The organism is Nocardia bhagyanarayanae (genome assembly GCF_006716565.1).
GTDB lineage: Bacteria > Actinomycetota > Actinomycetes > Mycobacteriales > Mycobacteriaceae > Nocardia > Nocardia bhagyanarayanae.
Map to the genome: position 1 here is coordinate 213,467 of NZ_VFPG01000002.1, position 18,998 is coordinate 232,464.

18 protein-coding genes and 1 tRNA gene are annotated in these 18,998 nt (G+C 68.0%); 10 read left to right on the plus strand and 9 right to left on the minus strand.

Annotated features, from left to right (window positions below):
- Positions 1-8: 8 nt before the first annotated feature.
- The 3 genes from FB390_RS27740 to FB390_RS27750 form a co-directional block, all read right to left on the minus strand.
- Positions 9-875, minus strand: coding sequence for an ABC transporter ATP-binding protein (locus FB390_RS27740; RefSeq protein ID WP_425465939.1), 867 nt, complete (start codon positions 873-875; stop codon positions 9-11).
- Between the two features lie 128 nt (positions 876-1,003).
- The gene (locus FB390_RS27745; protein ID WP_141812212.1) at positions 1,004-1,834 is read right to left on the minus strand and encodes an ABC transporter permease; all 831 of its coding nucleotides are present in this window, start codon (positions 1,832-1,834) and stop codon (positions 1,004-1,006) included.
- Positions 1,827-2,681, minus strand: coding sequence for an ABC transporter permease (locus FB390_RS27750; protein WP_246124415.1), 855 nt, complete (start codon positions 2,679-2,681; stop codon positions 1,827-1,829). Before FB390_RS27750 ends, FB390_RS27745 begins: the two co-directional genes overlap by 8 nt.
- Positions 2,682-2,828: 147 nt before the next feature.
- On the opposite strand from FB390_RS27750, the gene ectB reads away from it, so the two are divergent.
- Both ectB and FB390_RS27760 read left to right on the plus strand, forming a co-directional pair.
- Complete coding sequence (ectB, locus tag FB390_RS27755) at positions 2,829-4,085, plus strand: diaminobutyrate--2-oxoglutarate transaminase (RefSeq protein WP_141812213.1); 1,257 nt, start codon at positions 2,829-2,831, stop codon at positions 4,083-4,085.
- 193 nt (positions 4,086-4,278) lie between these two features.
- Positions 4,279-4,845 carry an RDD family protein gene (locus FB390_RS27760; protein WP_185757299.1) on the plus strand — a complete coding sequence of 189 codons (567 nt, stop codon included), beginning with the start codon at positions 4,279-4,281 and terminating at the stop codon, positions 4,843-4,845.
- 730 nt (positions 4,846-5,575) lie between these two features.
- On the opposite strand, the gene hutG is transcribed toward FB390_RS27760, so the two are convergent.
- The gene (gene hutG, locus FB390_RS27765; RefSeq protein WP_141812215.1) at positions 5,576-6,529 is read right to left on the minus strand and encodes a formimidoylglutamase; all 954 of its coding nucleotides are present in this window, start codon (positions 6,527-6,529) and stop codon (positions 5,576-5,578) included.
- Positions 6,526-7,722: an imidazolonepropionase gene (gene hutI, locus FB390_RS27770; RefSeq protein WP_221639459.1), complete on the minus strand. Its 1,197-nt coding sequence runs from the start codon at positions 7,720-7,722 to the stop codon at positions 6,526-6,528. Before hutI ends, hutG begins: the two co-directional genes overlap by 4 nt.
- 710 nt (positions 7,723-8,432) lie before the next feature.
- Between hutI and FB390_RS27775 the strand changes: the two genes are divergently transcribed.
- The 5 genes from FB390_RS27775 (at position 8,433) to FB390_RS27795 (ending at position 13,142) form a co-directional block, all read left to right on the plus strand.
- The gene (locus FB390_RS27775; RefSeq protein ID WP_097245657.1) at positions 8,433-8,831 is read left to right on the plus strand and encodes an NUDIX hydrolase; all 399 of its coding nucleotides are present in this window, start codon (positions 8,433-8,435) and stop codon (positions 8,829-8,831) included.
- Between the two features lie 431 nt (positions 8,832-9,262).
- The gene (locus FB390_RS27780) at positions 9,263-10,705 is read left to right on the plus strand and encodes a lytic transglycosylase domain-containing protein (protein ID WP_141812217.1); all 1,443 of its coding nucleotides are present in this window, start codon (positions 9,263-9,265) and stop codon (positions 10,703-10,705) included.
- 24 nt (positions 10,706-10,729) lie between these two features.
- Positions 10,730-11,017, plus strand: coding sequence for a hypothetical protein (locus FB390_RS27785; RefSeq protein ID WP_141812218.1), 288 nt, complete (start codon positions 10,730-10,732; stop codon positions 11,015-11,017).
- A gap of 62 nt (positions 11,018-11,079) precedes the next feature.
- Positions 11,080-11,958 carry an ABC transporter ATP-binding protein gene (locus FB390_RS27790; RefSeq protein WP_141812219.1) on the plus strand — a complete coding sequence of 293 codons (879 nt, stop codon included), beginning with the start codon at positions 11,080-11,082 and terminating at the stop codon, positions 11,956-11,958.
- On the plus strand, positions 11,955-13,142 hold the full coding sequence (locus FB390_RS27795; protein ID WP_141812220.1) for an ABC transporter permease: 1,188 nt from the start codon (positions 11,955-11,957) through the stop codon (positions 13,140-13,142). The genes FB390_RS27790 and FB390_RS27795 overlap by 4 nt, the downstream gene beginning before the upstream one ends.
- Before the next feature lie 9 nt (positions 13,143-13,151).
- Here the strand turns inward: FB390_RS27795 and FB390_RS27800 are convergent, their stop codons facing one another.
- Positions 13,152-13,607: an aggregation-promoting factor C-terminal-like domain-containing protein gene (locus FB390_RS27800; RefSeq protein ID WP_185757300.1), complete on the minus strand. Its 456-nt coding sequence runs from the start codon at positions 13,605-13,607 to the stop codon at positions 13,152-13,154.
- Between the two features lie 185 nt (positions 13,608-13,792).
- On the opposite strand from FB390_RS27800, the gene FB390_RS27805 reads away from it, so the two are divergent.
- Positions 13,793-14,362 (plus strand): TetR family transcriptional regulator, encoded by a 570-nt coding sequence (locus FB390_RS27805; protein WP_141812221.1) that lies wholly within the window; start codon positions 13,793-13,795, stop codon positions 14,360-14,362.
- Complete coding sequence (locus tag FB390_RS27810; protein WP_141812222.1) at positions 14,359-15,573, plus strand: NADH:flavin oxidoreductase; 1,215 nt, start codon at positions 14,359-14,361, stop codon at positions 15,571-15,573. Before FB390_RS27805 ends, FB390_RS27810 begins: the two co-directional genes overlap by 4 nt.
- Positions 15,574-15,601: 28 nt before the next feature.
- Here the strand turns inward: FB390_RS27810 and FB390_RS27815 are convergent, their stop codons facing one another.
- From FB390_RS27815 to FB390_RS27825, 3 genes are all read right to left on the minus strand, one after another.
- Positions 15,602-15,988 carry a VOC family protein gene (locus tag FB390_RS27815; protein WP_141812223.1) on the minus strand — a complete coding sequence of 129 codons (387 nt, stop codon included), beginning with the start codon at positions 15,986-15,988 and terminating at the stop codon, positions 15,602-15,604.
- A 137-nt stretch (positions 15,989-16,125) separates the two neighbouring features.
- Positions 16,126-16,199: transfer RNA gene (locus tag FB390_RS27820), tRNA-Arg, on the minus strand.
- Positions 16,200-16,302: 103 nt separating this feature from the next.
- On the minus strand, positions 16,303-16,677 hold the full coding sequence (locus tag FB390_RS27825; RefSeq protein ID WP_141812224.1) for a DUF4345 family protein: 375 nt from the start codon (positions 16,675-16,677) through the stop codon (positions 16,303-16,305).
- A gap of 218 nt (positions 16,678-16,895) precedes the next feature.
- Between FB390_RS27825 and FB390_RS27830 the strand changes: the two genes are divergently transcribed.
- A complete protein-coding gene (locus FB390_RS27830) occupies positions 16,896-18,938 on the plus strand; it encodes a bifunctional copper resistance protein CopD/cytochrome c oxidase assembly protein (RefSeq protein WP_141812225.1) in 2,043 nt (680 codons plus the stop codon).
- The last annotated feature ends 60 nt before the right edge of the window (positions 18,939-18,998 follow it).

Consider the following 18,998-nt stretch of genomic DNA (forward strand, 5'->3'; position numbering starts at 1 on the left):
CCGACCCGTCAGCGGGCGGCTTCGTATATCCGGCGGACGACGTCTTCGATACCGGGCTCCTCGATGGACAGATCTCGCACCTCCGCGCGGTCCGATACGGCGGCGAGCAACCGTGCGGCGGTGATGGATTCGGCGTCGAAGGCCAGGCGCTGGCGCATGCCGTCCGCCTCGCTGGTGAGCAGTTCGGCGCCGGGCGGCAGGTCGCGCAGATCCGGGGTCGGCTCGGCGAGGTCCACCACGAGCACCCGGCGCGCGCCCACCGTCGCACCGAGCCCGGACAGCGATCCGTCGTAGACCAGGCTGCCGTGATCGACGACGAGCACGCGGTCGCAAAGCCTTTCGATATCGCCCATGTCGTGGGTGGTCAGCAGCAGCGTGGTGCCGCGGTCCACCCGTTCCGCGCGCAGGAACTCGCGCAACCGCTGCTTGGACAGCACGTCGAGGCCGATGGTCGGTTCGTCCAGGATCACCAGTTCCGGGGAGTGCAGCAGCGCCGCGGCGACCTCGGCCCGCATCCGCTGACCCAGGGAGAGTTGCCGCACCGGGGTGTCCAGCGTCTCGGCCATCTCCAGCTGCTCGACCAGCTCGTAGGTGCGCTTGCGGGTGATGTCGGGCTCCAGCCGGTGGATGGCGGCCAGGATCGTGAACGATTCGCGCAGCGGCAGATCCCACCACAGCTGGGACCGCTGGCCGAACACCACCCCGATGCGGCCGGCCAGTTCCCGGCGCTGCCGGACCGGCTCGAGCCCGCAGGTGCGCACCCGCCCGGACGAGGGGACCAGGATGCCGGTGAGCATCTTGATGGTGGTGGACTTCCCTGCCCCGTTCGCCCCGATGTAGCCGACCGCCGCGCCGCGTTCGATGCGGAAGGACATCTTGTCGACCGCGGTGAGGGTGTCACGCTGCCTGCGCCAGCGGCGGCCGTTCTTGCGATACAGCGTGAATTGTCTTGTCAGATTCTCGATATCGATGATCGCGTCAGATAAGTCGCTGTCCGCCACGCTTATCCGCCACCTCCCTGGTAGTGCCTTGTCCCGAGCCGCCATAGACCGAGTGCCAGCAGCCATATCCACGCCGTCGCCAGCGGGGTGAACCAGACCAGCCAGGACGGCAGCAACGGCGGGCCGGGCAACCCGAGCAGGGCGATGGTGGGCAGGTACGCCGTGAACGCGACCGGGATGGCGAATCCGAACAACAGCTTCAGTGGCAGCGGAAATACCGAGGCGGGCTGCATGGCGGCGAACGACCCGCCATAGGTGAAACTGTTGGTGAGTTCGGAGCCGTCGATCAGGAAGAACTGCAACCCGGCCGCGCAGACGAAGATCCCTCCGAACAGGAGAATACCGCACGAGAGGGTCATCGCCAGGAGTCCGAATGCGGCCGGGTCCCAATCGATGTCGTTCTGTAGCAACCCGATAACCAGCACCACTATCGCGACCGCCGCGCGGGCGAATCGGCGCAGTGAGACGTCGCCGGTGACCAGTTGCAGCAACAGGGGTTGCGGGCGCAGATGGTAGGCGTCGAGGGTGCCCATCCGGATCAGCGTCGGCAGCGTATCCAGATGTCCGACAAGCACCTGGGCCAGCGCGAACGTGGTGTTGCTCAGCCCGAACAGCAGCAGCGCCCCGTGCATATCCAGCCCGCCGAGCACCCGCACGTTGTGGAAGATGACCCACACCTCGGCGAATTCGACGACGCCGATGAGGAAGGCGCTGAACACCTCGCTGGCGAAGGACAACCGGTATGCCCGCTGGGCTCTGATGCGTGAGCGCAACACCGCGGCATACGGTGTGAACCAGCTGCCCGACGGCGCGGCGACCGGCGGCTCAGCCACCCTGCACCTCCAGCCTGCGGCGCCCGGCCGCCAGCATGAGCCTGCCGATCGCGGCGATCGTGAGCACCCAGAACAGCTGCGCGCCAACGACCGTAACCGCTTCCACGCCGAGGATCCGGCCGGAGAGCACGTCGATCGGGGCTTGCAGAATCGAGGGGAACGGGGTGGCGTAGGCGAGCGTGCGCAGCCAGTCCGGGAACATGTGCACCGGCACGAACAGTCCGGCGAGGAAGGTGCCGCAGATCTGGTACAGCACCCGGATGCCCCGGGTCTCCACCACCCAGAAACCGATCAGTCCGATCGCGAACAGCATCAGGAACGACAGCGCGACGGCGAGCACGATCGAAATCACGCCGAGCACATAGGGACCGGGCGTCGCGGGCATGGCGAGCCCGACGGTGAGGAAACCGAACAGTACGCTGGGCAGGAATCGCGGCACCAACGTGCACGTCGCGCGCCCGAGATCGGCTGCGAGATAACTCAGTTGGATATCGACGGGACGCAGGAAGTCGATCGCGATATCGCCGTTCTTGACCCGGTCCACCAATTCCAAAGGCGGGCCCATGAATTGCATCGCGCCGAGCAGTCCTTGCGAGAGCCAGACGTAGGCGCCCATGGTGCCTTCGTCGTATCCGCCGAAATCACCCGCGCTGCGCACGGCGGCGAGCATCACAGCGGCGCGTACCAAACCGAACACGCAGTTGGTGAACAGACCCGCGAACATCGCCAGTTTGTACTGCGACTGACGCCGGAACCCCGCCACCGCGAGCTGCCAATACAGCGTCGCCTCGCGTCGCGCCCGGGTTGCTGCGGCCAGCCGTTCCTCCCCTCCCGCACTCCAGCGCACAAGGAGTCAACTTTACTGCCCGGTCGCGGACGCGCGGTAGCGTCCCGCGCGATTTTTGGGAAAGCGCTACGAACCTGAGGCGCCAGTGTTAGAAACACAGACACTTCAGATTGTTGGAGTGCTCGCGCACGACAGGAAGGATCGTCGATGTCTGTCGCCGAGTCGACCGTTTTCGAGGCACTCGAATCGAACGTTCGCGGGTACTGCCGATCCTGGCCGACGGTGTTCGACACCGCCAGCGGCGCCTGGTTGCGCGACGAGCAAGGCCGCGACTACCTGGATTTCTTCGCCGGTGCGGGCGCGCTGAACTACGGCCACAACAATCCGGTCCTCAAGCGCGCGCTGATCGACTACCTCGCGGGCGACGGGATCACCCACGGTCTGGACATGTCGACGGTGGCCAAGCGACGGCTGCTGGAAACCCTGCGCGACACCGTCCTCGCCCCGCGCGGGCTGGACTACAAGGTGCAGTTTCCCGGCCCCACCGGTGCGAATGCCGTCGAGGCGGCGCTCAAACTCGCGCGCAAGGTAACGGGCAGACAGGCGGTGCTGAACTTCACCAACGCCTTCCACGGCATGTCGCTCGGCGCGCTGTCGGTGACCGGCAACGCCGCCAAGCGCGCGGGCGCGGGCGTGCCGCTGGTGCACGTCACGCCGATGCCCTACGACGGCTACCTCGGCGCGGGCGACGAACTGCACTGGATGCGCCGCGCACTGGACGATCCCTCGTCGGGATTGGACAAGCCCGCCGCGGTCATCGTGGAGACTGTGCAGGGCGAAGGCGGGGTCAACGTCGCGCGGGCGCAGTGGCTGCGCGAACTGGCCGACCTGTGCCAGGCGCGCGGCATCCTGCTGATCGTCGACGACGTGCAAATGGGCTGCGGGCGGACCGGTCCGTTCTTCTCCTTCGAGTTCGCCGGTATCACGCCCGACATCGTGACGCTGTCGAAGTCGATCGGTGGCTACGGATTGCCTATGGCGCTGGTGCTTTTCAAGTCCGAGCTGGATCAGTGGGCGCCCGGTGAGCACAACGGCACCTTCCGGGGGAACAACCCCGCCTTCGTCACGGCCGAGGTCGCGTTGCGCCACTACTGGTCCGACGATGCGCTCGAGCGGGCGACCCTCGCCAAGGGTGCGCGGATCGAGGCCGCGCTTGCTCGGATCGTCGCCGAGTTCCCCGGGGTCTCGACACGAGGGCGGGGGTTGGTGCACGGGATCGCGTTCGAGGACCCGTCGTTGGCGGGGAAGGTTTGCCAGGTGGCGTTCGATCGGGGGTTGTTGGTGGAGACCTCGGGGTCGGTGGACGAGGTGGTGAAGTTGTTGCCGCCGTTGACTATTGCGGAGGACGAGTTGGAGCGGGGGCTAACTGTGGTCGTTGGTGCGGTGGGTGAGGTGTGTGGGTAACCGAACGAGGCAGCTCATCCGGCCGCCACTTCACTGGGTCGACCAGGGGACGGCTGGGTTCGGTGGTGGTTGTGTCGGGTGACGTGATACCCAGGGCACGCAGATTCCAAATGGTTTGTCCTACCTGACTCCAGCCGAGCACGATCGCGGTGCTCGAGTTCGTACTCGGGCGCGGCTGTGCGATGCTCGTCACGTGGGGTTCATCAATCGCGGGGCGGAACAGTTCGACGAACGCACGGCGCAGGCGGCGCAGCGCGGCCCGCGGTATTACGGTGACGACAACGATCCGCGTTATCCGTCTTCACGCGATTTGCGCACCTTCGCGGCGGTATCAGTCGATGTGCTGCTGCATTTCGGCGTCGCCTTCGCTGTTGCGGCCGGCATCGAGAACGTGCTGCTCGCGGTGCTGGTCGGCGTCATCACCTATATCGCGGCATCATTCGTGCACACCGTCCTGTTTCAGCGAATCTTCGGAGCGACGGTCGGCAAGCTGCTCTCCGGTGTCGTTTTGATCCGAGGCGTCGATGGCCGCCGTCCCACACTCTGGAACCTTCTGCGCGCCTTCCTCTTTCGCGCCTGCATCGCCGTGCTCGGCCTACTGGCAGATGGTTCGATCGGCCACGACACCTACGGCGACTTCCTGTCCATCGTCCGCAGCCGCGACGTCCGCGCCCTCCGCACTCTCCAGTCGGCAACCTGGAACTACCAGCAGCAGAGCTACCCGCCCCATCCCCACAGCCACCTGCCGCCACCCCGCTGATCACAATCCGCACCCCTCGTGATCGGTCAGCGATGCGTCGAGCGGCCGGTTGGGTCGGGTGACGTGCTGTCCAGGGGCGGGCGGGTCCAAATAGGCTGGCTACCCAGGTTTTCCTCGAACGGTGCTGGGCGCGTCGTGTGCCGTACCCGGCTTACCTCCCGCTGTCGGGTGCGCGGTCCGGGCTTCCGGCCGGGTCGACCGGCTGTGGTTGCGTCTAGGGAGTCCAACTCGGAAAGAGTCCTTGGCCTGTCAACCTCCCAACCACCATTCGACTGCCGTCGATAGAGAAATGGTTTCGACGGTAGTCAAATGGTGGCTAGTTGATCTTGGTAAGCCGCCATTCGACTCCCGTCGATTTGGGCGGCATTGCGTTGGCAGCTCGACCGGTCACGGCACACAATCCGCGGCGAATTCCGGAACGCACCCACCACGAACGCAACCACAGCCGGTCGACCACGCTGGAAGTGGAACCTCCGACCACCGACTGCGGGAGGTAAGCCGGGTACGGCACTTACGTGCCCAGCACCGTTCGAGGCAAACCTGGGTGACTGAACATCCTTGCAGGTAAACACACGGAACCCGTTCCCGAACGTCACACAGCGTCGAGAGTTCCGCGCTCCGCCCCGCCCAGCGCCGTCGACTTCCCACTTGGGACAACCGTGCTTCCTCAACGCCGAGCATCCGGAACTCGTTGTCCAACGCCACAAAGCACCACGGGAGCGCCTCCTCCTCAGCTCACCGGGCGGTGACCGACGACTATGCGGTGAATCAGCCGCGCGGCCGTGCGGGCGGTGCGACCGTCGATATCGAACGCTGGCGCGAGCTCGGCCACGTCGGCGGCGATGAGCTTGCCGCTTGCCGTCACCCGATCGCATACCCGCTGCACGGTCTCGACCGGCACTCCGTAACCCGCGGGCGCGCTGACGCCCGGGGCGACGGCGGCCGGGAGGACGTCCAGGTCGAGGGTGAGATAGGCCAGGTCGACGTCATCCAGGAAGTCATCGACGAACTCGTCCACCGCCGGCCGGTCCAGGACACCGCAGCGCTCGTCGGTCAGATGGTGAACGCCGAGACTGCGCGCGGTCTCGAACAGCGCCACGGTGTTGCTCGGCTGGCTGATGCCGAGGACGTCGTAACGGTAGGACTTTCCGGCCGCCGTTTCGGCCTCGGCGATCTGGCGGAATGGGGTGCCCGAACTCGGTGCGTCAGCGGCGCGTAGATCGAAGTGGGCGTCCAAGTTGAGGATGCCCAACCGCAGGTCGGCGCGCCGCCGTGCCGCCGCGATCCCGGAGTACGTGCCGAAGGCGACCTCGTGGCCGCCGCCGAGCACCACCGGAAAGCGACCCGCGTCCAACGCGTTCGCGACCGCGCGGCCGAGCCGCCGCTGACCCGACTCCAGGTCCGTGCCGCCGATCGCGATCGTGCCCGCGTCCTCCAAATCGAGCGGTTCGGGCAGCGCCAGCGACGACAGCGCGCCGCGCAGCGCGTCCGGGCCGGCGGCGGCGCCGGGACGTCCCTTGTTCCTGCGGACACCCTCGTCGCTGGCGAATCCGATGAGCACGCAACCTTTTCCGGCCGCGCGGGTCGGATCGTAGGGCCGGACCAGCTGGTGCCAGCGCGCGTGCTCCGGTGCGTCGCCGTCGACACGGCCGGTCCACGGCCGCGGTGCGATGTCGACGTTCATGCGGCGGCGCCCGATACGAGCACCCCGCCGCGCCACACCGAGCGCACTAGCGGCACACCGGGCCGATATGCCAGGTGTAGATAGGACGGTGCGTCCAGCGCGAGCGCGTCGGCGCGCGACCCGACCCGCAGACTGCCGACGTCGTCGCGGCGCAACGCTCGCGCCCCGCCCGCCGTGGCCGACCACACCGCCTCCTCCGGCGTCATCCGCAGTTCGCGCACCGCGAGCGCGATGCAGAAGGGCAGGCTCGTCGTATACGAGGTACCGGGATTGCAGTCCGCGCCGAGCGCGACGGTGACGCCCGCGTCGAGCAACGCCCGAGCGTTGGGATAGCTGTTGCGGGTGCAGAAGTCGGCGGCCGGGAGGAGCGTCGCAACCGTCGCGCTGCTCGCCAGTGCGTCGATATCGGCGGCGGTGACGTAGCTGACGTGGTCGACCGAAGCCGCGCCGAGTTCCACCGCCAGCCGCACCCCCGGTCCCGCGCCGAGCTGATTGCCGTGCACCCGAGGCGTCAGTCCGTGCGCCACGCCAGCCCGCAGTACGGCCTCGGACTGTTCGCGGGTGAACGCGCCGCGCTCGCAGAACACGTCGATCCACTTCGCGTGCGGCGCGCAAGCCGGAATCATGTCGCGGCACACCATTTCGACGTACTCGTCCGCCCGTCCTGCGTACTCCGGCGGCGGCACATGTGCGGCCAGCAGGGTCACCTCGTCGGTGAATCGCCCGGCCACCAGGGCGCTGCGCAACTCGTCCTCGGTGGTCTGGCCGTAGCCGGTCTTGCATTCGACCGTGGTGCTGCCCGACCGCAGCGACTCGTCCATCAGCCGCCGCACGTTCGCGGCGAGTTGGTCGTCGTCGGCCGCTCGCGTCGCGGCGATGGTGGTGCGGATACCACCCGCGGCGTACTCCGCTCCGGACATCCGTGCCGCGAACTCCTCGGCCCGCTCCCCGGCGAAGACCAGGTGCGAATGGCTCTCCACGAATCCGGGCAGCACCGCCCGGCCCGCCAGATCCACGCGATCGTCCGCGGCGGGCGCCTCGCTCGCGTAACCTACCCAGGCGACCAGTCCTTCGTCGAACACGACCGCCGAGCCGCGTCGCACGCCAAGGGGACCGTCGCCCAACTCTGGGTCGTTGGTGACGAGCGTGCCGATATTCGTCAGGACGGTCGAGCGTGAGCCATCGGGCACGATTCCTCCTCGCGACCATGCCGTGTCAGCCGGATGCGGATCGGTGTGAGCCGACTGTAGAACATCACGCGCCCGCACAAGGGGATTCACTTGGCGGCACCAGCCGTCGGCTGGCGTAGCCGTGGCCCAGACGATCGAGCACAGCGACCGGCGCCCGGTCATGACGCGCCAGGCGGCAGCCCGATAGCCGAGCAGCAGCGGCCGATGCCCGGTCGTGCTGCGCTGAGCGGCCGTTCGATAGTCGAGGCAGCAGCGGAGGATGCCCGTCGTGACCCGCCGGACGGCCGCTCGTTGGTCGGGCAGCAGCAGCGGCCGAAGCCCGAGTGACGTGCCGGACGGTCGCCCGATAGTTCAGCAGCGGCGGCCGAAGCCCGTCGTGACGTGCTGGGTGGCCGCTGGTTGGTCGGGTAGCAGTGGTCGACGCGTGTCGTGACGTGCTGGGTGGCCGCTCGATAGTCGAGCATCAGCGGCGGCGCGCCGGGCGATCGTAGTGCCGCGCCGGCGGCCGCCCGATAGTCGGGCAGCGGCGGCCGAAGCCTGTCGTGCCGCGCCGGACGACCGCTCGATAATCGGGCGGCAGCGGCCGAAGCCTGTCGTGCCGCGCCGGACGACCGCCCGATAATCGGGCAGCAGCGGCTGACGCCCGCTGTGACGTGCCGGGCGGTGCCCGATCGGGTTGACCGGCCGCCCGTGCCGGTCAGTAGGGTGGGCCGGTGATTCGCACAGCTGCGTTGGCTCATGTCCGGAATCGGCGTCTGCTGCAGGCGCGGTCCATCGGCAAGGACGTCTTCTACATGGCGGGCGGCAAGATCGACGCGGGGGAGACGCCCGTCGCGGCGCTGCACCGTGAGGTCCGTGAGGAACTCGGCGTCGGCGTCGCCACTTACACCGAACTCGGCGTCTTCCACGCCGAGGCCTACGGCCACGCGCCCGGCACGCGGCTCCACATGACCTGCTTCACCGCCGAACTCGACGGCGACCCCCACCCCAGCGGCGAAATCGCCGAACTCCGCTATTTCACGGTGCGCGAATACGCGGCCATGGACCACGTCGCCCCCGGCTCGATGCTCGTCTTCCGCAAACTGCACGAACTGGGCCTCGTCGACTGGTGACGGTCGGCAAATGAAGAACGGCTCCGCCCGCTCGCGGATGCCTCTACCTGGAGCGTGCATCAGCACGGCATTGCCCTGCGCAGTCTCATCGAGCTAGGGCACCGCGAGGTTTGCGGCGGCATGTGCCGACAGGTCGATCGGCTTCGGTGCAGGCCGTGCCTTCGGCTTTGTCGGGCGTGCAGTTGGTGGGGGCAACACCCATGGCGCAATCGGTACGGGCGGACGCAGACCGCAGTCCATAAGTAATTACATGGTCTTCGACGAATTGTGCCGTGGCGTCGGTGAACGATGCTGTATGTTAATGACAGTTCCTCATCCATTGGGGGAGTGAGGAACGTCGACGTGCGTCGGCGGGGAGGAAGCGGCCCCACCGGCCGAGCGCCGAAGCAGCACAGCCGCTCTCCGGCGTCGAAGAGGATTGGTAGGGCCGAATGCGCGTATCCGCTCCATTGACCGCATCGGCGCTGGCCGTCGCCGGACTGATCGTCACGGGATCGGCGACGTACTCGAGCGATCCACCCGAAGCTCCGGAAGCAATACTGGCCGGCGCGCGGGAAGGCTCGGTGCCAAAAGGCGACGAGGACGAACTCTCACGGGCCGTCGGCCTGCTTCCGGTGGCACCGGACGCGCCACGCAGGCTACGCGCCATGACTCCGGCGATCGCCAGTTCTATCTCACTCCAAGACATTTCGCTGCCGAACACCGGCGGATCGCTGGGCATACCGGAAATCGTGTTGGCGGCCTACCGCAATGCCGAGTTGGCGCTGGAGTCCTCGATGCCCGGATGCGGGTTGACGTGGCATCTGCTCGCCGGGATCGGGCGGATCGAGTCCGCCCACGCCGGAAACGGTCGCACCGACGCCGCGGGGACGACGGTGTCGCCGATCTTCGGCCCGGCGTTGGACGGGAGCCTGCCGGGCAACGAGATCATCAAGGCTGCCGACGGCGGATACGTGCGCGCGATGGGGCCGATGCAATTCCTGCCGAGCACCTGGAGCTTCTACGCCACGGACGGCAACGGCGACGGAGTCGCGGACCCGCACAACGTGTTCGACGCGTCGTTGGCCGCGGGCAAGTACCTGTGTTCGGGTGGGTCGGACTTGCGCGATCCGGCGCAGGAATTGCGTGCTGTGCTGCGATACAACAACTCGCTGTCGTACGCGAGCGACGTGCTGAGTTGGTCGGCGGCCTACCGCACCGGCGGCGCTCCGGCGCGTGTCGCGATCGATCCGGGGTTGATTCCGCCGGGGTCGGCGCCCGTGATCCGGTCGGGTCCGGAAATGGTCGCCGTCGACACCACCGCGCCTCCGACCATCCCGCTGGAACCGGCGCCTACCACCGAAGTCCCCGTGGCTCCCGCGCCGACCCAGGTGATGATCACCATCCCCGGCCTACCGCCGATTCTCTGCGGGATCTTCTGCCCGCAGCCGCAGCCGAATCCTTGTGCGGAGGTAGCGGTTCCAGCTCCGATGCCGCGACTTGGCGAGCCCGGCAGCCGCCCCCTCGCGCCCGGCCGGTCTTACGGCGGCACCGCGGTCGAGCCCATCGAACTCGAATCGCCACCGGCGCGGCCAGATCCGTCGTGCACATCGGAGAACCCGCATCCGCAAACCGGCGGCCAACCGTTCTACGAGCCGAAACCCCAAGAGCCGCCGCAGACTCCCGATCCCGGGCCTGCCCTCTATGCCTCACCGGAGTCGGCCCTTGCTGAGCCCAACCTCGGACCAGACCCTTCTGGAGCGCCCGAGTCGGCTCCCTTCATCGCTCCGGAGTCGGACCTGCCAAACCCTGTACCGCCGCAACCACCCAGCCCACCGCCCGCGATCACCCTCCCGTTCGGCATCGTCATTCCGCTGCCCGCGCCGCAGGGCTGACTGGACACGCACCACGGGGAACCGATGTCCGCAGCCAAGGATCCTTCGAACGACCACTCGGCAGTCCACCCTCGAATCGACCTGCCCGAGCGCGTGCGGATCCGCGCGATCCTGGACTACTTCGGCAAATGCCCGAACTGCGGGTACTTCGCCGAGGCGTCCACCATCGAGCGCCGCCGCGCCGACGGCCCGGTGACCACGGAGATCGTGGCGTGCTGCGGCCTGCCGTGTGGTTGGTCGGGCCCGGTGCCACGCACGACGATGACCACGCCTCGAGCCCGCGTCGCCGGTGACGACCCCGGCGTCGGATAGGACACTCCTCGCCCGACCCCGCCGCTAGGGTGGGTGGAACGGCTGAGGACAAGGGGAGTTCGATGTTGGAAGTCGCGCACCTGGTGCGCCGATTCGGGGGCACCCTCGCGGTGGACGACGTGTCGTTCACCGTGGCGCCCGGCGCCCTGACCGGATTCGTCGGCGGTAACGGCGCGGGCAAGACGACCACCATGCGCATGATCATGGGCGTGCTGGCGCTGCACGGGGGTGAACTGCGCTGGCAGGACAGGCCGGTGACCGCCGCGGATCGCCGGTCGTTCGGCTACATGCCCGAGGAGCGCGGGCTGTATCCGAAGCAGCCGGTGTTCGATCAGCTCGTCTATCTGGCGAGGCTGCGCGGGCAGTCGGCGGCCGATGCCAGGCGGCGCGCGAAGGAACTACTGGAACGCTTCGATCTCGGCGGCCGCGCCAAGGACAAACTGGAATCCCTCTCGCTGGGCAACCAGCAGCGGGTGCAGATCGCGGCGGCGGTGATCGCGGAGCCGTCACTGCTGATCCTGGACGAGCCGTTCTCGGGTCTCGACCCGGCCGCCGTCGACTCGATGGCCGACCTGTTGCGCGAGTACGCGGCCATGGACGTGCCGGTCCTCTTCTCCTCGCACCAGCTGGATCTCGTGGAGCGATTGTGCGACCAGTTGGTGATTCTGGCGTCCGGGCGGGTCGTCGGGCAGGGCTCGGTGGACGAACTGCGCTCCACCGGTTCGACGCGCTATCGGCTCTCGCTCGGCGGCGACCCAGGTTGGGTCCAGGCGTTCGCGGGCGTGCGGGTGCTGCGCACGAATGGCTCCAGCGTCCTGCTCGAACTCGACGGCGCGACAACCGAAGCGCTGCTCGGCGAAGCACTGGCCCGCGGTCCGGTGCGCGAACTGGCCGAAGTGCGGCCTTCGGTGTCGGAGATCTACCGGGAGGTGACGGCATGAGCACGGATTTCGCCCCGCGCGGCGTATGGCGGATCGTGGCGGCCCGCGAGATCGCGGTCAAGCTGCGCGATCGAAACTTCTTGGTTTCCACGGTGATCACCATCGTCGTGATCGTCGCCTCCCTGGCCATCAGCGGGTTCATGAGCAACCGCACCGACGAGATCGACGTCGCCGTCGTCGGCACGGGCGCCGATCAAATCGTCCAAACCGCAAACGGTTTGGCGGCGAGCGCGGACAAGAACATCACCTTCACCGCGCGCCAACAGACCGATCTGGCGGCCGTCGAGCAGCAGGTGCGCGACGAGGACGTCGAGGTCGGCTTGGTCGCCGCCGATCAGGGTGGGTGGCGCCTCGTCGGTGATACGGCGGAGAACGACGACGCCGCAACCTATCTCACCGCCGCCGCGCAGCAGTTGGCGGTGCAACGCAATGCCGCGGCCGCGGGTCTGAGCATGGAACAGTTGGGCCGCGGTGGCATCGTGGCCTACGACCTGCTCGAGGAATCGGCGGTCGATCCGGGTCTCGCGAACATCGTGAGTTTCGTTTTCGCGTTCCTCTTTTATATGGCGTCGTTCCTGTTCGGCATGGCCATCGCGCAGAGCGTGGTCGAGGAGAAGCAGAACCGAGTCGTCGAGATCCTGGCGAGCGCCATTCCGTTGCGGCAGTTGCTGATCGGCAAGGTGATGGGCAATACCGTGATGGCGTTCGCCCAGCTCGCGCTGTTCGTCGGGGCGGGTCTGATCGGGTTGCAGGTGATCGGCAGGGGCGATCAGGTCGCCAGGATCGCGGGCGCTGCGGGCTGGTTCATCGTCTTCTTCGTGGTGGGTTTTCTGGCGCTGGCCAGCTTTTGGGCGGTCGCGGGCGCGCTCGCGACACGCAGCGAGGATCTGCAATCGACCGCTATGCCGATGTCGGTGCTCATCATGATCGTGCTGTTCGCGGGAATCTTCCTGACGGGTACGTGGCGGATCATCGCGTCCTACGTGCCCGTGGTCTCGATCGTCGCCATGCCGAGCCGACTGGCCGAGGGCACGGCGGCCTGGTGGGAGCCGTTCGTGTCGCTGCTCCTGATGGCCGTGGGGATCTACGGCATCGTCCTGATCGCGGAGAAGATCTACCGGCGTTCGCTCATGCAGACGCAGGGACGGTTGACGATGCGGCAGGCGCTCGCGGTCGAGGATTGACGCCCTGCGTCAGTACCAGTGGTTCCGCTGCCAGAACGCCCAGGCGGCATCGGGACTGCCGTAGCGGGCGACCATGTAGTCGTAGGTCCAGCGGAGCTGGGTGGCGGGATTGAATCGCCAATCCAGGCCGTGGGTGGACATCTTCTCCGGCGGTAGCGCCTGGCCGAGGCCGTAGGCGCCGCTGGTCGGGTTGACCGCGAACACATTCCAGCCGCTCTCCCGCGTGATGATGGCGTCGAACGACGGGAACTGGTGGATCGGAACGATGGTCAGCGCCAGGGCCTTCATTCCGAGGCGCGCCGAAGCCATGATCAGATCGGCCCCGGCCGAACCCGCCGGGGTCACCGACTGGGTGCCGCGCGTGTCACGGGCGTGGTCGTCCGGCGGCGCCGCGGTCGCGGCGGGGGCCAGGGCGATCAGCGCCGCACCGCAGACCGCGGCGGCGGGGTGGAAATACCGAAGCATCGACTCGCTCCCTTCGCATCGAATGGACTGGAACCAGCTCGTGCGAAGTCAGCAAACCATCGGTAACCGTATGGATCGGGTCGACACACCGACGCGGCGCGAGTTTCATCCCATGACTCGCGGCCGCTGTCGAGGTATTTCAATCAATGATTGAATCGGCGATTGAAACGTGTTTTACTTCACCCATGGCTCAGAAAGTTTCGGCGGTCACCCGCGAGCGGCTGCTCGCGGCGGCCGAGCGTTTGTTGCTGACGGACCGCTACGAGGACGTGTCGGTGCGGGCGATCTGCGCGGAGGCGGGCGCCAATCCGGCCGCCGTGCACTACCACTTCGGATCGAAGGAAGCCCTGGTCGCGGCGCTGCTCGAGGAGCGACTGGGACCGCTGTGGGCCGATCGGCTCGCCGCGGTGAGCGCCGAGCGCGGTTCGGTGTCCGACATCGTCGACGCGGTGATCGAGCCGTTCGTCGAGCTCGCCGCCGACCCAGCGGGCCGCCTGCACCTGCGGCTGCTCGCGCAGTTGGTGCTCGGCCGTCATCCGCTGCTGTGGCAGCAGCCGTGGTTCCGGATGGACTCGTGGGTCGGCCTGCTTCCCGAACTCGCGGAGCCGGAGAGCAGGCGACGCTGGTCGTTTGCTTTCGACCTCGTCATCATGTCGTTCGGCGCCGGAGATCGAGACCTGTCGGCACCCGCTGTCGCCACCTTGCGGGACTTCGTGGTCGCCGGACTCACCGCACCGGAAGGAAACGCGCGATGACCGACGTATTCGCACCGGCCACGCTGGGCCCGATCACTTTGCGCAACAGGGTCATCAAGGCCGCGACCTTCGAAGGCCGCACGCCCGACGCCTTGGTGACCGACGAACTCATCGCCTTCCACCGCGAGACCGCGGCGGGTGGCGTCGGCATGACCACCGTGGCCTACTGCGCGGTCGCGCCCGGCGGCCGCACCGATCGGCACCAGATCTGGATGCGCGACGAGGCGCTGCCGGGACTGCGGAAGCTGACCGACGCGGTGCACGCCGAGGGGGCGGCGGCGAGCGCGCAGATCGGGCACGCTGGACCGGTGGCCAACGCCGCCTCCAACCGGCTGCCCGCGCTCGCGCCGAGCCGCATGTTCAGCCCGCTCGGGATGCGGCCGATGAAGGTGCCGGACGAGTCCCAGATCCGCGAGCTCGTCACCGCTCACGCCGACGCCGCGAAACTGGCCGAGCGAGCTGGATTCGACGCGGTGGAAATCCATTTCGGACACAACTACCTGGCGAGCTCGTTCCTGAGCCCGCTGCTGAACCGGCGGAAGGACCGCTACGGCGGGTCGGCGGCCAATCGTGCCCGGTTCGTCCGCGAAATCGCTTGTGCGGTAGCGGAAGCCGTGGGCGGCCGCCTCGCGGTGACGGCGAAGCTGAACATGGAAGACGGCGTCCGCGGCGGCCTCACCGTGCCGGAATCACTTCAGGTCGCCGCGTGGTTGGAGGCGGACGGCGCGCTGGACGCCTTGGAGCTGACGGCCGGAAGTTCCCTGCTCAACCCGATGCTGTTGTTCCACGGCGACGCACCCCGCCAGGAATTCGCGAAAGTCCTTCCCGGACCGTCCCGCTTGGGCTTCCGCATGGTCGGCCGCGGCTTCCTGCGCGAATACCCCTACCGCGAGGCGTACCTCCTCGAACGGGCCCGCCAGTTCCGCCGCGAACTCACCATGCCGCTGATCCTGCTGGGCGGCATCACCAACCTCGACACCATGCGTCTGGCGATGCGCGAGGGTTTCGAGTTCGTCGCCATGGGCCGGGCGCTGCTGCGCGAGCCGAACCTGTTGCGCCGCATCCAATCCGACGAAGCGGCCCAATCGGCCTGCACCCACTGCAACCTGTGCATGCCGAGCATCTACACCGGGACGAAGTGCGTCTTCCGGCTCGACCAGCGCGCCGACGCCGCCGTCGTCCCGGTACCGGTCGTGGCCAGGCCACACTGACACACGCCCGCGACTCGGTGCTGTACTGCTAGGCGGGGGTGACGATCTGGATCAGATTCCCGCAGGTGTCGTCGAAGACCGCCGTGGTCACCGGCCCCGCCTCCATCGGTTCCTGGGTGAACGTCACCCCGAGGCCGCGCAGCCGCTCGTATTCCGCCCGTACGTTCTCGACCTGGAACGAGGCGGCCGGAATGCCGTCGGCGACAAGGCCTTCCTTGTACGGCCCGACGGCGGGATGTCCGTCCGGCTCGAGCAGTAGTTCCGCGCCCTCGGGGTCCTCCGGTGAGACGACCGTCAACCATCGAGCCGCACCCAGTGGGACGTCGTTCTTCTTGGTGAAGCCGAGCACCTCGGTGTAGAAGTCGAGGGCCTTCTGCTGGTCGTCGACGAACACGCTGGTGATGTAGATCCTCACGGTGTTGGTCCTTTCCTGGTGACCGGCCACCGCTCGAGGATGGCGGTCAGGGCGAGCGTCCTTGTTTGACCGCCGCCCGGTTCGGGTAACAACCCTGTGACCCACATCGACGTGCGGGCCACAGGGTCCTGGGTGAGCGCCCCCGGCAGGAATCGAACCTGCGACCTAGGGATTAGAAGGCCCTTGCTCTATCCAACTGAGCTACGGAGGCAGCGGTTTCCACCATGGCCGACATTGGCCGTGCTGTCCAGCACGGAAATTATAGCGACCGTCCAGGAAACTAGATTCTTACCGTCAGCAACATTCCGTCTACCTCAGTCGAGCAGGACAGCGACGCCGAGCAGGGTGGCCAAGGTCACTTCGACGACGAAGTAGAACCAGACCGGATAGAAGGCCGACGCGCGTCCGGTGAACGAGGACCAGATCCGGCCGAACGCCATCCCGCCCAGTGCTGCGGCCACCGCGACGCACACGCCGAATCTGAGGTCGCCGATATCGGCGGCGGCCAAGCCGAGAACCGCGGCCACGGCGAGGCCGAAGCCGCCGTAGACCGCGCGCACCTCGGCGTGCGCGTCGGCCCGATCGGCGAGCAAGCCGACGGTGTCGGCCAACTGGCTCGGGCGAAGCAGTCCGTAAACGCCCATGGCGGCGAAGAACAGCGCCACCACGGCAATCAGCACGACCGACATCTCACCTCCGTGATCCGCGCCTACCTTATACGCGCTTCCCGGTGCGGGCCGGACGAAATTCGCGGGGAGCGGCTCGATGGTTCATCGGCCTGGAGAACGTGCGGCGCGCGTCGCCGCGCCGGACACACGTAGCGAGCGTTCCCCGGGCATCGCCCGTGGACGGCCGCGAGCATGGCCGGAGCGAACCCGGAGGTACCCACCCAACTACGCTGAGTCGTATGTCGTCACCGCAGGACCCGACCCTCGCACCTGCTGAGCCGGACGTCCCGCGGGCGGACGCGGCGCGCGGGTTCGCCGCCGTGACCGCGTTCGCGGGAGCCATCGCGGCCGTCGTCGCGGCGCTGGTGGTCGGACTCTCGGCGGCGCAGGCGCTGAGCTTGCTCGGCATTCCGGATCCGGGTCCGCTGACCACCTACGGTCTGCCCGCGTTCCGCGCGCTCGCCGATCTGTTCGCGGCGCTGACCGTCGGCTCGCTGCTGTTCGCCGCGTTTCTGGTACCGCCGCAGTCCGACGGGCTGCTCGACGTCGGCGGGTATCGCGCGGTGCGGCGGGCCTCGAATTTCGCGGTGATCTGGGCGTGCTGCGCCGCGCTGCTCGTCCCGCTGACGGTGTCGGACACGACGGGTCAGCCCGCCACCGACATCTGGCGTCCGGAGCAGCTGTGGCGCGCCATCGGGCAGGTGGAGCTGGCCGGGGCCTGGCGTACCACGGTGGTGTTCGCGCTGATCGTCGCGATCGGCTGCCGGCTCGCGTTGCGCTGGGGTTGGACGCCGCTGCTGTTCGGCGGCGCGATCGTGACCATGATGCCGCTCGCGCTGACCGGCCACTCGTCCTCGGGCGGCTCACATGACGTCGCGACCAACAGCCTCATCCTGCACCTGGTGTCGGCGGCGGTCTGGGTGGGCGGCCTGTTCGCCGTCCTCGCGCACGCGCTGCGCTCCGGTGCGCACACCGATGTCGCGGTTCGCCGATTCTCGTTCATGGCGACGATCGCGTTCGTGGTGATCGGCGTCAGCGGCGTGATCAATTCGTGGGTTCGCGTGCCGTTCGACGAGCTGTTCACCAGCACCTACGGGCGGCTGGTTCTCGCGAAAGCGGCGGCGTTGCTCGTGCTCGGCGTCATCGGCTGGTTCCAGCGCCGCGCGACCGTGCCCGCACTCGCGGCGAACCCGAACGATCGTGGCGCGCTGCTGCGCTTCGGCGCGGTCGAGGCGCTGGTCTTCGCGGCCACCGTGGGTCTGGCGGTCGGCCTCGGCCGCACCCCGCCGCCACCGCCCGCGACCGTGCCGACGCCCGCCGAGGTCGAGCTCGGCTACGACCTCGCGGGGCCACCGACGGCCGCGCGGCTGCTGTTCGACTGGCGTTTCGACCTGATCTTCGGCACGGCGGCGATCGTGCTCGCGGTGGTGTACCTGCTCGGCGTGCGGCGGCTGCGCAACCGCGGCGATTCGTGGCCGGTCGGCCGGACCATCGCGTGGCTGTCGGCCTGCGCGCTGCTGCTGCTCGCGACGTCGTCGGGGATCGGGCGGTATTCGCCCGCGGTGTTCAGCGTGCACATGGGGCAGCACATGGCGCTGTCCATGCTCGCGCCGATTCTGTTCGCGCTCGGCGGCGCGGTGACGCTGGCGTTGCGCGCGCTGCCGCCCGCCGGCCGCACCGGTGTGCCGGGGCCCCGCGAATGGATTCTGGCCGCGGTGCACAATCCGGTGTCCCGCTTCCTGACCCACCCGATCGTGGCGTCGGTGATCTTCGTCGCCGGTTTCTACGCGCTGTACATGGGCGGCATCTACGACACCTTCGTCGACTCGCACGCCGCGCACCTGCTGATGAACATCCACTTCCTGCTCAGCGGCTACCTGTTCTACTGGGTCGTGATCGGCATCGATCCGAAACCGCGCCAGGTGGAACCGCTCACCAAGCTCGGCATGGTGTTCGGCTCACTGCCGTTCCACGCGTTCTTCGGCGTGGCGCTGATGAGCATGACGACGGTCATGGGCGGCTGGTTCTTCCGCAGCCTCGACCTGGGCTGGAACAGCGACCTGCTCGGCGATCAGCGCACCGGCGGTAGCCTGGCCTGGGCGAGCGGTGAGGTGCCGTTGGTCGTGGTGATGCTGGCGCTGCTCATCCAGTGGTCGCGCAGCGACGAACGGACTGCCAAGCGCATCGACCGGGCCGCCGACCGCGACAACGACGCGGAGCTGGCCGCCCACAACGCCATGTTCGCCGAACTGGCGAAACGTGACGGAGAGGTGCGCAAGTGAATGAGGCCGCGCCGCCGGGTCCGGCCCGGCTGTGCGACCGCGGAGTGCGGTCTTGAGAGG